Source organism: Catelliglobosispora koreensis DSM 44566 (genome assembly GCF_000379685.1).
GTDB lineage: Bacteria > Actinomycetota > Actinomycetes > Mycobacteriales > Micromonosporaceae > Catelliglobosispora > Catelliglobosispora koreensis.
Genome location: NZ_KB903290.1, coordinates 397,832 through 412,405 on the forward strand (window position 1 = coordinate 397,832; position 14,574 = coordinate 412,405).

Sequence of the window (14,574 nt, forward strand, 5' to 3'; positions counted from 1 at the left end):
GGGAAACACATGCGAAGGTTCGGCTGTGCCATCGACCTCGATCCCGAACGCCGGGCGGAATACCTTGCGCTGCACCGGGAAGTTTGGCCCGCGGTGGAGGAAAGGCTGCGCCAGAGTCACTTCACCAACTACAGCATCTTCGTCTTCGGCAACCGGCTGTTCGCCTATTACGAGTACACCGGCGAAGACTACGAGGCCGACACCGCGGCGATCGCGGCGGACCCGCAGACCCAGAACTGGTGGACCCTCACCGGCCCGTGCCAGGTCCGGCTGCCGGGAACTCCTGACAGCGAGCAATGGGTCACCATGACCGAAGTCTGGCACCTCGACTAGGCAATCCTTTGGAGAACACGTTATGCGCCAAGTGATGTACGCCGGGAACCGCATCATGTCTGTTACCGACGTCCGCAGCGTTCCCCCAGGGCCAGGCGAGGTTCAGATCCGCGTCGCCTACACCGGAATTTGCGGTACTGACCTTCACATCCTGCATGGGGACATGGATGCCAGAGTCGGGCCGTCAGCTGTTCTTGGCCACGAGATGTCTGGCACCGTGGCCGAGTGCGGGCCTGGGGTGAGCGGGTGGACGCCCGGTGATCCGGTGACAGTGATGCCGGTTCGCTCCTGCGGAGGATGCCGCACCTGCAAGTCTGGCAACGCGCACATCTGCCCGGACCTTGAATTCCTCGGCATCGATTCGCCCGGAGCGATGCAGGAGTTGTGGACGGTGCCGGCCACTTTGCTGGTGTCACTGCCACGCGGCCTTGACTTGGCACACGCGGCGCTCGTTGAGCCGACAGCGGTCGCGGTGCACGATGTGCGCCGCGCGGAACTGCGCGCGGGTGAGCGGGTGCTGGTGGCCGGTGGCGGACCGATCGGGCAGCTCATCGCGCTGGTTGCTGGGCACGCTGGCGCTGATGTGCTCGTGCTGGAGCCCGACCCGTACCGCCGCAAGGTCGCCGCCGAGCTCGGCTTGGCATGTGCCGATCCTGCCAACGCCGACGCCCTTCATGAGTGGCACGGCGGGCATCACGCGGATGTGGCCTTTGAAGTGTCTGGTGCGGCGGCGGGAATCGAGACTGCCATTGAACAATTGTGCCCACGGGGACGGCTCGTCCTCGTGGCGATCCATGCGCGGCCGCGTGAGGTCAACCTGCACCGGTTCTTCTGGCGAGAGCTAACCCTGCTCGGTGCACGGCTTTACTCACGCTCCGATGTGGAGACCGCGGTTCACTTGCTTGCCACAGGAGCGATTCCAGCAGCGGCACTCATCTCGCGTATCGAGCCCCTGGAACGAACCACGGAAGCGTTTGAGGCGCTGGAAAACGGTGACGGTGTTATGAAGGTTCTGCTCGACTGCCGGGGGCAGCAGTGACCGGAGCATTGTTTGACTTGCGCGGCCGGTTAGCCGTGGTCACCGGTGCCCGCCGTGGCATCGGGCTGGCCATCGCCGAAGCCTTAGCCGCAGCCGGGGCAGATATCTTCGCCGTGAGCGCACAGCTCGAATCGCAGGGCAGTGAGGTCGCGCGGCGGGTCCAGGCACATGGCCGGGCGTGCGAAGTCCGCGCCGTCGATCTCGCCGACCGGCAAGCCGTCAAAGCGCTAGCAGCAGAACTCGCCACAAGCCCGGTCGACATTCTCGTCAACAACGCTGGAACGATCGCCCGCGCACCGGCAGCGGAACATTCCGACGCCGACTGGGATCACGTCCTGGCGGTCAATCTCACTTCGCCGTTCACCCTGGCGCGGGAGGTCGGCCGGCAGATGCTCACCCGTGGCCACGGAAAGATCATCTTTACCGCGTCGCTGCTCAGTTTCCAAGGTGGGATAACGGTTCCGGGGTACACCGCGGCGAAATCGGGGGTCGCGGGCCTAACCCGGGCGCTGGCCAACGAGTGGGCTGGCCGTGGCGTGAACGTCAACGCAATCGTCCCCGGCTACATCGCCACAGACAACACCCAGGCTCTGCGTGACGATCCCGAACGCAACACCGCGATCCTCGGCAGAATCCCGGCGGGACGCTGGGGCAAGCCAGAAGACCTCGCCGGAGTCTCGGTGTTTCTCGCCTCGGCGGCGTCTGACTATGTGCACGGCGCCTTGATTCCAGTAGACGGTGGGTGGCTGGGCCGATGAGCGTTTTGATTGACGCGCACATGCATTTCTGGGACCCGCGCCGCTGGGACTATCCGTGGCTTCGGCAGCTTCCCGCGATTGACCGCCCCTTTCTGCCAGCCGATATCGAGTCCACTGTGGACGCGGTCATCTTCGTCGAGGCTGGCGGTGGAAATGGCGATCCGGAACAAGAGGTGACGTGGGTCGAGGAACTCGCCGCGCGGTCACCGGTCGTGGCCGGCATTTTGGCGCACGCGCCACTCGAGCACGGCGCTGACGCCGCGGCTATCGTCGAGCGGCTAGGCCGCCGCCCGTTGATAAAGGGCATTCGCCGGAACCTCCAGGACGAGCCCGCCGGTTTCGCCGTTTCACCGCGATTTCGCCAGGGCGTGGGGTTGCTCGCGGCCCAAGGGCTTGTGGCCGACCTTTGTGTACGCGACTGGCAGCTACCCGAGGTCACCGAACTCGCCAAAGCGACTCCACACGTCACGTTCGTCCTGAACCATGCCGGCAAGCCAGGTGTCCGAAGTGGACAGTGGCAGCCGTGGGCAGACGACTTGGCCCGGCTCGCCGAGTTGCCCAACGTGTTCGTCAAACTGTCCGGTCTGGCAACGGAAGCGAACTGGCTGGCGTGGACGCAACGGCAGGTCGCCCCATACCTGGCGCACGCGCTAGCTGCCTTTGGCTCGCAACGGTGCATGTTCGGCGGGGACTGGCCGGTCAGCACCCTTGCCACCGGTTACGGCCAGTGGCGTGATGTGGTGGCCGACGTCGTGGGCACCCGGACGCCGGCCGAACAGGCGCTCGTGTTCAGCGGTGTAGCCCAGCAGGTCTACGGGCTTGAGGTCATCCGAGGGACTGCCACAGATCCTCGCTAATGGCCGAAGACATGCCCGCCACCGCGCTTGTCACATGCCCGGCCGACCGCATGCCGACCACCACCGTGGCGACCGCCGGATGACGCAACGGGAACTGCAGTGCCGCCGCGGGTAACGACGTTGCGGCCGCGTCGCACGCCTCAGCGAGCTGGCGGGCCCGCTGCAACACGGTGTCTGGCGCGATTCCGTAGTCGTAGCGTGCTTCGTCGGGCGGCCACGGCCGGGCGAGGATGCCGGAGTTGAACGGTGCTGCCGCGGCGATGGCGACTCCGCGGCTGACGCATTTGTCAAGCAGCTGCTGACCGCTGCGGTCCAGCAGTGTCCACCGCCCGGCGAGCATCACCACGTCGATGTCAGTTTCGGTGATGATGCGCAGCGGTGCTTGCCATTGGTTCATGCCAACGCCGACGGCGCCGACAACGCCTTGTTCGCGCAGCGAGATGAGCGCCGGTATGGCTTCCATGATCGCCTGGTCCACCACATGGTCGGGATCGTGCAGATACACGATGTCGACGCGGTCGAGCTTCAGCCGGTCCAGGCTTTCCTCAAGGCTGCGGCGAATACCGTCTGCCGTCAGGTCCCAGACCCTTGTCTGGTCGTCGGGTACATCGAAGCCGCCACGTTCCAAGTCCGAACCAGTGGGAACTGGGTTTGGCCGGAGGAGCCGGCCGACCTTGGTGGAGACCACAAACTCGGCGCGGGGGAGACCAGCAAGGGCGGCACCAAGGCGCCGTTCGGACAGGCCAAGTCCGTAGTGTGGCGCGGTGTCGAACAGGCGGATGCCGTGATTCCACGCGCTTTCAACGGCTGCCGCTGCCGCGTCATCGGTTTGGGCATAGCTGAGATTGCCGATGCCCGAGGCGCCAAAGCCGAGTTCCGTCACGTCGATCGCGGTGCGGCCGAGCCGGCGGGTGCGCATTAGCGGTGAGCTTCGGTGGCCGGGCGGCGCCGCCGCCAGGAACCAAGAATGTGTGCGCGCATCGCCGCCGAGGCTGACTGTGCGTCTCCGGCGAGGATGGCATCGTGAATGACCTGATGCTCATCCACCGTGCGCAGCATTATCGCTTCGCTGTACTCGCCGGTGTAACGCATGTTCTGCCGGGCCTTGCCATGAATGCTGTTGACGATCGCGCGGCCGAGACGGTTGCCCGACGCGGCCATGACCACGTCGTGGAAGTAGACATCGGCTTCGCCAAAGTCGGGCAGTATCCCGACTTTGGACCGCATAGCTACCAGTGCCTCGCGGATGCGCTCGTCGTCGGTTGCCGTGTGCAGCCCGGCAGCGCCAGCGGCCATGTCTGCCTCTAGCGCGGCCCGGGTCGCCACCAGTTCGTCCAGGAAGGACAGGTTGGCGTCATGGGCGACGATCGCTGTCAGAACGACATCGTCGAGGAGATTCCACTGCTTCGAATCCGCGACCTGGGTGCCGCGGCCGTGCTCAATGTGGACTAAACCCTTCTCCTGCACGATTTTGAGTGACTCGCGCACCACCGTGCGGCTGACAGCGAACCGATTGCACAGGTCACCCTCGGGTGGCAGCGCCGAGCCTTGCGGATAGAAGCCGCCCACGATGTCATGCACGATCTGGTGCACCACCGTGGTGCCCAGCTTGGTGCCGCGCACGCGCAGCGGTTGCTCCGGAGGCACGACGGCCCGTCCTGTGCTGGCTGGGTCAGCCATCGCGTGACGCACCAAGGCGTCCTCCTCTCGCCACCTCCACATCATAGGTATGATGTCATACAAGTTGTCAAATGGAACGTTGCCCGCAGCCAAGCGAGGCCACGGGCAACGTAGTAGGTCAGGCGGCTAGCGCCCACTGCTGGTTGGTCCCGCCGTGACAGGCCCACAGGTGAACCTTCGCGCCGTTGGCGGTGGAGTAACCCGACACGTCTAGACAGAGGCCGGAATGCACGCCAGTTATGGTGCCGTTGGCATTGCGGCGCCACTGCTGATTCGTTCCGCCGTGACACGACCAGATGACCACTGGTGTGCCGTTAGCCGTGCCATTGCCTGAAGCGTCCAGGCATCGCAGGCTTCCTCCACTGAAGACAGTCAGCTGTCCGCTGGCGGTGTGTGTCCAGACCTGGTTGACGCCGCTGTGACAGTCCCAGATCTGCAGCCGGGTGCCAGGTGTGGTGGAGGAGTTGTTGACGTCCAAACACTTCTGCGACCCCAGCCCACGCAACGTACCGGTGTTGCCACCGCCACCAGCGCCATATCCGGCCGCGACGATGTTCGCCTGAACCGCGTTCTCCGTCGCGTCAGAGGGGTACCCCGAAACCATCGCCCCCTCATAGAACGTCCCGGCACTGAGATTGGCGCCGCCACCGGGTTTGCAGCAGTCACCGCCACTGCCCAGGATGATGGCTCCCTGCTTCTTCATCGGGCTATACCCCGAAGGCAGCGCACCGTCCCACAACGTAGACAGACTGCCAGACTGAGCATCGCTGCCCTTGATGGCAAACCGCGTCGTGCCGTTGTTTTTGAGCATCGCCGTGACAAACCTGCTCGTGAAGGCCCGCTGGTTAGGGTTCCACGATTGGCTGCCGCCGGAATACAGACCCCACTCGAGATCGGCCTGAACCCAGGGACCCGTGCCAGAGCATCCGCCGAACCAGCACTGGGTGCTGAAGTTGATGGCATCCATGGCTCCGGCCGCGTCAGCGGCCCGTGTGGTCTCGCTGTTGCCGTAGTCGAAGCAGCAGCCGTTGTTGACGTGGGTGCCGCTGGTGACCATATACATGCCTTCCGGCGCGCTGCCGGTCGGCACACCCGTGAGGTGGCCATCGCGCCAGTAACTATTGCCGGGATTGATGTAGAGCGAATACACCTTGCTGCCGCCAACGGTCACCGACTCGGAAGTCGCGACCGCGGGGCGGCTTTGGCTCGACCCCGGAACCTGTGCCGATCCTTGGTACCAAAGGTCGTTCCCGCGACCGGACTGGTCGAAGATGACCGTGATGACGCAGGTCGTACTGGCGCAGAAGGTGTCCTGGGTGGCGGCGTTGGCCACCCCGCCCGCGGCGAGCAGACCGATGTTGCGCGTCGTGTTGTCCGACGACCGCCGTACCTGATACAAGTCACCGTTATAGGTGCCGTAAAGGGCACGGACCGTGCTGTGTGCGGCGATGCAAGGCGTGCCACCGGAGGCGTAGATGTCGCACGGCCCGGTGCCTGCCGCGGCCGCTGGACCTGGCAACGCCAGCGGCACTGTCGCCAGACTCAGCGCCAGAAACGCCGCCCGCCGTTTCACGGCAGCGTCCAGCGCTGGTTCGTGCCGCCATGACATGCCCACAGGATCAGCTGCGTGCCATTGGCTGAACTGCCGCCGTTGGCGTCCAGGCACTTGCCGGACTGGTTGACCAGTGAGCTGTTGGCTCCGGCGGTCCAGATCTGGCCGCTGCCACCGTTGCAGGAACGCAACTGAACCAGAGCGCCATCGCCAGAACCGTTGGCTGTCATGCACTTGCCCAGCGAACGGATCGTGTTGTCGGTGCCGATGGTCCACTGCTGGTTGGCGTTGGTGTGACAGTCCCACAGCTGAATCTTGGTGCCTTCGGCGCTTGAGTTGCCGCTGACGTCGACACACTTGCCCGATGCGCCGGTGATGCGGCCAGTACGCGGGCCTACGCCGAGTTCTTTGATCCGGATGTTGCGGAAAGACACGTCGTCGCCGGTGCCGTGGTTCTGGATGCCGATGTAACCAGATGTCAACGACCGTGCTGGATCGGTGTTGGTGAAGTCGTTAATCTTCACCCCGTTGAGGAAGACTTGCAGGCGCTCGCTTTCCACGAGGAGTTCGAAGGTGTTCCACTCGCCGGGTGGGTTGAGTGCCGCGTCGCGCGCGGCTTGATCGGCCGCCTTGAAACCGTAGATGGAGCCAGTGGTCTTGTCGGCGGTGTCCGTGGCGTCGATCTGCACTTCGTGACCGGTGTTGAGGGCGGTCGTGGGGTCGCTGGTCGCTGGGAAGCCAACGACGACACCAGAGTTGTCGTCACCTGGCATGCTCCAGTCGAGCTTCAAGGAGTACGAGGCGAACTGTTTGGTGCTGTACCACAGCATGCCCATGCCGCCGGTCGAGGTGAGCGTGGCATTGGTGTTGGTGAAGCTGCCCGGCCCTGCTTGCGACCAGCCTGTGGTGGAGCCGTTGTAAAGGGTGGTGTACCCCGTCTCGGGCCGGCAGTCGGCCTTGGTTTTGCCGGCCGCGTAACGGATGCCGCCAAGGATCTGCGCGCGGATGACGGACTCGGAGTAGCTCGCCTGGCTGTGCCCGGCCCCGAGATAGTAGGAACGGCCGCCGTCGTGCGTCTTGCACCACGAGTGCGGATGGTCGGCGCCCATTGACCCGCCGCTGTAGGACGACTCGTCCAAGGTGGACAGAATCCGGGCGCTTGAGCGCGGGTTACTGCCGTAGTTGTACCACTCGTCGGTGCGCGTCATCGTTTGCGGCAGCGATGACGTGGCGGCGTGGGCGCGGTTCTCGACGCGGGTCACGGCCTGCTGGATGGCCGGGTGTGAGGCGAACCGGGCGCCGACAAGGTTTCCGTACCAGGCCCAGCCATATTCGGTGTCGGCCGCCGAGTGGATCCCGACATAGCCGCGGCCGCTGCGAATGTAGGTCTCGAACGCGGCCTGCTGGGTGTCGTTGAGGACATCGCCAGTGGTGTTGAGAAACACGACCGCGGCATACGGCGCGAGGCCGGAAGAGCTGAAGACAGCGGCGTCTTCGGTGGCGGTGACGGAGAAGTTGTTCGCCGCTCCCAGTTGCTGGATAGCCTGAATACCTTGCGGGATCGAGTCGTGCCGGAAGCCGGCGGTCTTGCTGAAGACCAGCACGGAGTAAGGCGTGTCGGCCGCTTGCGCTGGTGCGGCACCGAGGCTGGCCATCAGGAACAGCGCGGCCGCGGCGGCCAGGGTGGTACGCAAAGTTTTTCGCATTACCAGGTTCCTCTCTTAAGAGAGCTGGAGGCGGCACAAGAGGCCGCCTCCACGGAGTGTTTTATGCGCGGGACCAGATTTGGTTGGAGCCCGTGTGGCAGTTCCAGACGATGACAGCGCTGCCGTTAGCGGTCGCGGCGCCGTTGACGTCCAGGCACAGTCCGTTTTGGACGTTGCTGACCGTGCCGTTGGTGTTCAGGTTCCACTGCTGGTTGGTTCCTCCGGTGCAGTCCCAGATCTGCACCCGGGTCCCGGCTGTGGCATTGGACGGCATGTCCAGGCACTTGCCCAGCACCCGCAACGTCTGGCCGTTCTGGGTGAACTGCTGGTTGGCGTTGGTGTGGCAGTCCCAGATGATCATCTGGGAGCCGTTGGCCGAGTTGGCGCCGTTCACATCCAGGCAACGGCTGGACGCCTGGCCACGCAAGCGGAACGTGGTGGGCGCGGGCGGCGTGCTGCCGAACTGGGTGAAGAATCTCCAGACTTCAGGCTTGACCCAGCTGCGGGCACCGCTTTCGCAGCCCGCGCACCCATCGACGGGGCCCTGCTGATGGCCACCGTCGAAAGCCGCCCACACCACCGGGTACCCGGAGGTGCAGCCCGAGTAAGTCGTGAGGGTATGCGTGCGGCTGCCGGCAGCGGGTTCCGGTGCGTTCTGCGGCGTGCAGCGGTTGTTGGTCACGAACCGGTCGCGCAGTGACCGTCCACTTTGGATATTGTCACTGATGCCGTGGATCCCCATGTAGGCGACGGGCTGTGTGCCGCCACTACATCCGCTGATGCCCCCAGGAGCGGCGATGACGGCCACTGCCCGGAACACGGCCGGCCTCGCGCAGGCCAGCGCGAAGCTCATCGCGCCGCCGTAACTGAAGCCCACCGAGAACACCTGCGCGGTATCGACACACAGGTCGTTCTGAATCAGCCGGACCATGTCGTCGGTGAAGGTGACGTCCTCGCCACCCGCGTTGCCCCAGCCGTTGTTCAGCCCTTGGGGTGCCACGAAAATGGTCGAGTTGCCCGACTGTGACTGCATGCCGTAGTACGCCCAGGCGTACCCATCGGTGCCGCCGCCCGCGACCTGGCTTGAGGTGCCGCCCAGCCAGTGAAAGCCAAAGGCCAGACGATGGGGATAGGTGTTGTCATACGTGTCAGGGATTTTCAGGATGAAGCTGCGCGTCTTGCCACCGCTTTGGATCGTGCGGTTGCCGCTGGTCAGGGTTGGCGCCTTGCCACATCCCGGGCTTGCCGCCAGCGTGCCCACGTCAGCGATGACCGCCGCGCCCGCAGGCTGGGCTATGGTCCCGCTGGCGAGCGCGACGACGAGCGCCGCGGCTGCGGTAAAGAGAGTCGATTTCAACGAGTTCCTCCTGTTCATGGCAGGGTCCAGCGCTGGTTGGTGCCGCCGTGGCAGGCCCAGATGATGAGCTGGGTGCCGTCGGCGGAGCTGCCGCCGTTGGCGTCCAGGCACTTGCCGGATGCGGGGTTTACCAGGGAGCTGTTGGCGCCGGCGTTCCAGACCTGTCCGCCGCCGCCGTTGCAGGCCGACAGCTGAACTAGGGCGCCGTCGCCGGTGCCGATCGCGGTCATGCACTTGCTCAGGGAACGCAACGTGCCGTCGGTGCCAACGGTCCACTGCTGATTGGTGTTGGTGTGACAGGTCCACAGCTGGATCTTCGTGCCGTCCGCGCTTGAGTTACCGCTGACGTCCACGCATTTGCCCGAGGCTCCGGTGATCCGGCCGGTGCGTGTGCTACTGGACGTGCCAAAGGTGAAAGCGTCCACATCGAACAACGTGCTCGTGCCGCTTCCCTGGAACGTCAGGTAGAGCGTGGTGGTGCCAGCCGGGACGTTGGACAGCGTCGCCGAAACTTCGGTGAAGGTGTCCCAGCCGCCTGTGACCGGAACGGTAACCGTGCCAAGCACCGTTCCGGTGGCTGAACCGGTGCGCACCGAGATGCTGCCGCCTGCCCCGGCCGAGGAAACCCTGGCGCTGAACCGGGTCTCGCCACCCAAGGCGTATGGCTGGAAGGCGATCCAGTCTCCGTTGTGGATGTTCCCGACGGTCTGGCCGCCTTCGGCCGGTGTCTTGGCGAACAGGTTGACCCCGGATTGGGTGCTGTAGTGCTCAGCCTGCCGGTGCCGTGGCTGAAGGATGTGCTGCGCGTGCGTGGTCAGGGCCGGCTGGCCATTGGCGCCGAGGTCGGTGTACTCGGCGTCGAATACCGCGAATAGATTCGCCGCGCTGTCATGCTCACCGTCAACGGGGACCTGCAACGTCCCCGAGCACCCGTTGCGCGAGGTGATGGGATGGCCGTGGCTGTCGTGGCCGAGAATGTAACTGAGCTTGACTCGTGCGCAGTCGACCGCGCTGTCTTCAGGGTCGGAAACCGTGATGGTGTAAGGCACGGTGTCGCCGTAATTGAACAACGCCCCGTTGACCGGAGTGTTCAGGGTGACAGTTGGTGCGGTGTTGCCAACGGTAATCACCACACTGGCCGCGGCGGTTCGCCCGCCTGGGTCGGTCACGGTCAAGGAGACAGTGCGAACACCGTTGGTGGTAAAGGTGTGACTCGGGTTGGCGGCCGTCGAGGTGCTGCCGTCACCGAAATTCCACGCGTACGTGAGCGCGCCGCCCTCAGGGTCCGAAGAGCCCGATGACGAAAACGTCACGGCCAGTGGAGCGAGCCCCGACGTGCGGTTGGCGGCCGCTCTGGCGATAGGTGCCTGGTTGCCCGCCGGGTTGTATTCAATGCGGTACAACGCCGAGTTGGCGTCACCGCCGTACCAGCCGGTGCCGTAGTCCAGCACATACAAAGCACCGTCAGGACCGAAGGCGCTGTCGATGATTTGCGTGCCACGCCAAGGGAAATCACTTACCTGACCGGCCGAGCCGTCGGCGTTGATATCGATGGTCTTGATCCAGCGGCGGCCGTACTCGGTGGCGAAGAAGTGCCCGTCGAGCAGAGGCGGGAACTTCACGGTCGATGGGTTGGTGGCGTCGTAGCGGTACACGGGCCCGCCCATCGGGGACTCCGACCCGCAGCCGAACGCGGCGAACGAACAGTTGTCGTACTTGATCCACGCCGGACGCGCCGCCGGAAGGTTACGCAGCCCCGTGTTGCGGGGAGAGTCGTTCACCGGTGCGGCGCAGTTGAACCGGGATCCCGACGGTCCTGACGGGAACGTGTAGTCCACATAGGATTCAGCGGTGTTGTTGGAACCGACGCAATAGGGCCAGCCGTAGTTGCCGGCCGAGGTGATCCGGTTGAACTCGACCAGTCCGCCGGGCCCGCGAGACGAGCTAGCGCTACCAGCGTCCGGGCCGTAGTCGCCCAGATACACAGCACCACTCGTCTTGTCGACGTTGAGGCGGAAGGGGTTACGGAACCCCATCGCGTAGATTTCCGCGCGCGTGTTCGCCGTTCCCTGTGCGAACAGGTTTCCCGCCGGGATCGAATACGTGCCATTGGCGTTGACTTTGATGCGCAACACCTTGCCCCGCAGGTCATTGGTGTTGGCGGCGCTGCGTTGCGCGTCATAGGCCGGGTTGCGGTTGGAGCGTTCGTCGATGGGCGTGTAGCCATCCGACTCGAACGGGTTCGTATCGTCCCCGGTGGACAGATACAGGTTGCCGGCCGCGTCGAAGTCGATATCTCCGCCTACGTGGCAGCAGATTCCACGGTTCGCCGGCACGTCAAGGATGGTGACCTGACTGGCCATGTTCAATGTGTAGTCGGCGTTGAGGGTAAACCGCGACAGCCGGTTGACCCCGTTCCAGGCCGAGAAATCGCTGCCGGTGGAAGGCGCGTCACCGCCCGGGGTGCTCAGCGGCGGCGCGTAGTATAGGTAGATATGGCGGTTGGTGGCGAAGTTCGGGTCGGCGGCGATGCCTTGCAGCCCTTCCTCATCGTGAGCATAGGTCTGCACGGTGCCGATCGCCGCGGTGTTGCCGGCCGCGTCGGTGCGGCGCACCACCCCATTGCGGGCGGTGTGCAGCACCGAACGGTCTGGCAGGACCGCCAGCGACATCGGTTCACCGACCTCGCCCACGCCACGGGCGAGCTCGATCTGCTGGAAGTCGGCTGCGTTAACCGGATGGGCCGCCGCCGGGTTACTGGGCTGGAGCACGACGGACACCGCGGCGGCGCCCGCTAACGCAGCGGCGCACAGGGCCGCATGAAGGCGAATTTTCATAGAGAAGTGTCTTTCTGATGGGAGAGGGTCTGGGTATTGCCGCCGGCTGGCATTCCGGGCAGAGCAGCAGCCGGCGGCAAGCTTGGTGAACTGGGATGGGTGAAGGGCGGTGCTCGCGCGGCCCCGCCGAAGGCCGCACGAGCACCAGTCAGGACGTCACGGTCAAGCGCCAGCGCTGGTTGTTACCGCTGGTGCAACTCCACTGAATGATGGATGCGCCGTTGGCCGTTGACGCGCCGTTGACGTCCAGACACTTTCCACTGTGGACGGCCTTGAGTTCATATACACCGGCCGTGCCCGTGGCGACTGCTTGCCATTTCTGGCTGTTTTGGTTGGTGCAGGGGACTTGAACGATGGCGGCGCCATCAGACGTTGACCCGCCTGTGGCCGCCATGCACTTTCCACTGTGGACAGCCTTGAGATAGACGTAGCCGCTGCCAGCGTCGACGGCCTGCCACTTCTGGTTGCTGCCACCGGTGGCCGACCACTGAATCACGGCCGCGTTGTCGGCGGTGGAGGCGGCGTTGACGTCGGCGAGCAGATTGCTGTGCCCTGCGGCGAGCGTGTAGGTCTTTCCGGCGATACCGGTAGGGTTCGTGCCCACGCCGGCCCCGCCGAAGGTGAAGGCATCGAGGTCGAAAGTATTGCTTTGCGTCGATTTAAAGACGACATACAAATTGTGGGTACCAGAAAGAGTGCTCACTGGTACCGGAGAAAGGTTTTGATAGTTGTTCCACCCGCCGGTGTTTGGCACAGAAGCGGTTGCCAGCAGCTGCCCGGTCGGTGAATCAGCCCGCAGCTCGATGCTGGCGCCACCGGAAGGTGACGACACCCGGTAGCTGATGCTGTTGATGTTCAGCAGGTTCATCGGGCTGAACATGAGCCAATCGTTGTTGCTGATATCGCCAACGCGGTTTCCGCCTTCGGCGCCAGACTGGGCGACGACGCGGATGCCGGACTGCGCGGTGAAATACTCGGCCTGCTTGTGTTTGGGCTGCAGCACAGCCGAGGCGTAGCCAGTTAGCGGGTTGACCGTGCCGTTGCCGTTGTCGGTATAGCGGGCGTTGAGGGCGTAGTACAGGTCCGCGCCATCGGGATGCCCGCCGAGCAAGTTCGTGTCGACGGTGCCGGAACAGCCGGGGTATTCGCTGGTGGGGTGCTGGTGGTCAGCGTGGCCAAGCGCGGGGGCCATGATGACCCGCGAGCAGTTCACCGTGCCGTCCTCGGGATCGGTCGCGGTGACCGAATAGGCGACGTTCTGCCCGAAGTCGACCATGCCACCGTTGGGCGGGCCGGTGATGGTGACCGTAGGCGCCGTGTTTCCGGCGGTGATGGGAATGGTGGTAGAGGAGGACTTTCCGGTGTTGTCGCGCACGGTTAGCTTCGCCGTGTAGTTGCCGCTGGCTGTGTACACGAAGGTGGGGTTGGCCGCGGTGGAGTCCGTGCTGCCGTTGTTTTGGAAGTCCCAGGCGAAGGTGATGGTATTGCCCGGGTCTGGATCGTAGGAACCGTTGCTGGAGAAGCTAACGGTCAGCGGTGCCGGCCCGTTGGTCGGTGTGGCGCTAGCCTTGGCGACCGGTGCTCTGCCGCCTTTGACGTAGTCAATCCGGTAGAGGCCCGAGTCGGAGTTGCCACCACCGAACTGTGAGCCCCACTCAAGCAGGTAGAGCGAACCGTCGGGCCCGAAGCGCATGGCCATCGGTTTGACGAACGTGACGCCGGGCAGGAACGGGTTGATTTTCACCAGGTTGCCGTTGGCGTCGAAGTGGATTTCCTTGATGGTGTTGCGCATCCACTCGAAGAAGAAGTGCACACCGTTGTAGTACGACGGGAAACCGTTACCGTTGCCCCGGTAGACCGGACCGCCCATAGGACCGGCACCGTCACTGCCCATTTCCGGGAACTGTGTGGAAGTGCCGTAGCCGTACCAGATTTGTGGTTGCACGAGTGGTGGCAGGTCGCGCAGGCCGGTGTTGTTGGGTGAGTCGTTGACAGGGGCGTTGCAGTTGAACTTCGCGCCCACCACACCGGTGTCGGGGTTGTACGGTGCGTACGGCTGGTTGTTGCCGTGGCAGAACGGCCAGCCGAAGTTGCCGGCTTGTTTGATGACGTTGAGCTCGACTAGGCCTTCGGGGCCGCGGTTGGTGGTGCAGCAGCCGCGGTCGGGGCCGTAGTCGGCGACGTTGAGCCATCCGGTCTGCTGGTCGACATCGAAGCGGAATGGGTTGCGGAAGCCCATCGCGTAGATCTCGGGCTTAGTCTGCGCGGTGCCCTGGGGGAACAGGTTCCCGGCCGGAATCGTGTAGGTGCCATTGGTTTCCGGGTGGATACGCAGGATCTTGCCACGCAGATCGTTGGTGTTACCGGCTGTTCTGGCGGAGTCGAGCATGCTCTGCCCTGGGCGCCAGTCCAGTGGCGCGTAGCCTTGCCAGTGCGTGGACAGGTTCGGCGGGAC

Annotated in this window: 11 protein-coding genes; 4 read left to right on the forward strand and 7 right to left on the reverse strand. The window is 64.5% G+C overall.

The window, feature by feature from the left end:
- The first annotated feature begins 9 nt into the window (after positions 1-9).
- The 4 genes from A3E1_RS0132120 to A3E1_RS43195 are packed head-to-tail and all read left to right on the forward strand — an operon-like array spanning position 10 to position 2,987.
- A complete protein-coding gene (locus A3E1_RS0132120) occupies positions 10-333 on the forward strand; it encodes an L-rhamnose mutarotase (RefSeq protein ID WP_020524929.1) in 324 nt (107 codons plus the stop codon).
- Positions 334-355: 22 nt separating this feature from the next.
- A complete protein-coding gene (locus A3E1_RS0132125) occupies positions 356-1,372 on the forward strand; it encodes a zinc-dependent alcohol dehydrogenase (RefSeq protein WP_020524930.1) in 1,017 nt (338 codons plus the stop codon).
- Entirely contained in the window at positions 1,369-2,130 is a 762-nt protein-coding gene (locus A3E1_RS0132130; protein ID WP_020524931.1) for an SDR family oxidoreductase, read from the forward strand. The genes A3E1_RS0132125 and A3E1_RS0132130 overlap by 4 nt, the downstream gene beginning before the upstream one ends.
- The gene (locus A3E1_RS43195; RefSeq protein ID WP_020524932.1) at positions 2,127-2,987 is read left to right on the forward strand and encodes an amidohydrolase family protein; all 861 of its coding nucleotides are present in this window, start codon (positions 2,127-2,129) and stop codon (positions 2,985-2,987) included. The genes A3E1_RS0132130 and A3E1_RS43195 overlap by 4 nt, the downstream gene beginning before the upstream one ends.
- Here A3E1_RS43195 and A3E1_RS0132140 read toward each other — a convergent pair.
- From A3E1_RS0132140 to A3E1_RS43205, 7 genes are all read right to left on the reverse strand, one after another.
- A complete protein-coding gene (locus A3E1_RS0132140) occupies positions 2,956-3,906 on the reverse strand; it encodes an aldo/keto reductase (protein ID WP_020524933.1) in 951 nt (316 codons plus the stop codon). The two genes, A3E1_RS43195 and A3E1_RS0132140, sit on opposite strands and share 32 nt — an antisense overlap.
- Positions 3,906-4,709, reverse strand: coding sequence for a FadR/GntR family transcriptional regulator (locus A3E1_RS0132145; protein ID WP_169454474.1), 804 nt, complete (start codon positions 4,707-4,709; stop codon positions 3,906-3,908). Before A3E1_RS0132145 ends, A3E1_RS0132140 begins: the two co-directional genes overlap by 1 nt.
- 76 nt (positions 4,710-4,785) lie before the next feature.
- Complete coding sequence (locus A3E1_RS48645) at positions 4,786-6,276, reverse strand: arabinofuranosidase catalytic domain-containing protein (RefSeq protein ID WP_083929730.1); 1,491 nt, start codon at positions 6,274-6,276, stop codon at positions 4,786-4,788.
- Positions 6,237-7,925, reverse strand: a complete 1,689-nt coding sequence (locus tag A3E1_RS47810) for a ThuA domain-containing protein (RefSeq protein WP_020524935.1) — start codon at positions 7,923-7,925, stop codon at positions 6,237-6,239. Before A3E1_RS47810 ends, A3E1_RS48645 begins: the two co-directional genes overlap by 40 nt.
- Positions 7,926-7,986: 61 nt before the next feature.
- A complete protein-coding gene (locus tag A3E1_RS0132160; protein ID WP_020524936.1) occupies positions 7,987-9,300 on the reverse strand; it encodes a ricin-type beta-trefoil lectin domain protein in 1,314 nt (437 codons plus the stop codon).
- Positions 9,297-12,119, reverse strand: coding sequence for a carbohydrate-binding protein (locus tag A3E1_RS0132165; protein WP_020524937.1), 2,823 nt, complete (start codon positions 12,117-12,119; stop codon positions 9,297-9,299). Before A3E1_RS0132165 ends, A3E1_RS0132160 begins: the two co-directional genes overlap by 4 nt.
- Before the next feature lie 148 nt (positions 12,120-12,267).
- Positions 12,268-14,574, reverse strand: a 2,307-nt coding sequence (locus tag A3E1_RS43205; RefSeq protein ID WP_020524938.1) for an RICIN domain-containing protein, incomplete at its 5' end; no start/stop codon positions are given.

Excerpts from the sequence above, each read along its gene's own strand:
- A3E1_RS0132120 (WP_020524929.1), top strand. The coding sequence starts at position 10 with ATGCGAAGGTTCGGCTGTGCCATCGACCTCGATCCCGAACGCCGGGCG.
- A3E1_RS0132125 (WP_020524930.1), top strand. The coding sequence starts at position 356 with ATGCGCCAAGTGATGTACGCCGGGAACCGCATCATGTCTGTTACCGAC.
- A3E1_RS43195 (WP_020524932.1), top strand. The coding sequence starts at position 2,127 with ATGAGCGTTTTGATTGACGCGCACATGCATTTCTGGGACCCGCGCCGC.
- A3E1_RS0132140 (WP_020524933.1), bottom strand. The coding sequence starts at position 3,906 with ATGCGCACCCGCCGGCTCGGCCGCACCGCGATCGACGTGACGGAACTC.
- A3E1_RS0132145 (WP_169454474.1), bottom strand. The coding sequence starts at position 4,709 with ATGTGGAGGTGGCGAGAGGAGGACGCCTTGGTGCGTCACGCGATGGCT.
- A3E1_RS48645 (WP_083929730.1), bottom strand. The coding sequence starts at position 6,276 with ATGTCATGGCGGCACGAACCAGCGCTGGACGCTGCCGTGAAACGGCGG.
- A3E1_RS47810 (WP_020524935.1), bottom strand. The coding sequence starts at position 7,925 with ATGCGAAAAACTTTGCGTACCACCCTGGCCGCCGCGGCCGCGCTGTTC.
- A3E1_RS0132160 (WP_020524936.1), bottom strand. The coding sequence starts at position 9,300 with ATGAACAGGAGGAACTCGTTGAAATCGACTCTCTTTACCGCAGCCGCG.
- A3E1_RS0132165 (WP_020524937.1), bottom strand. The coding sequence starts at position 12,119 with ATGAAAATTCGCCTTCATGCGGCCCTGTGCGCCGCTGCGTTAGCGGGC.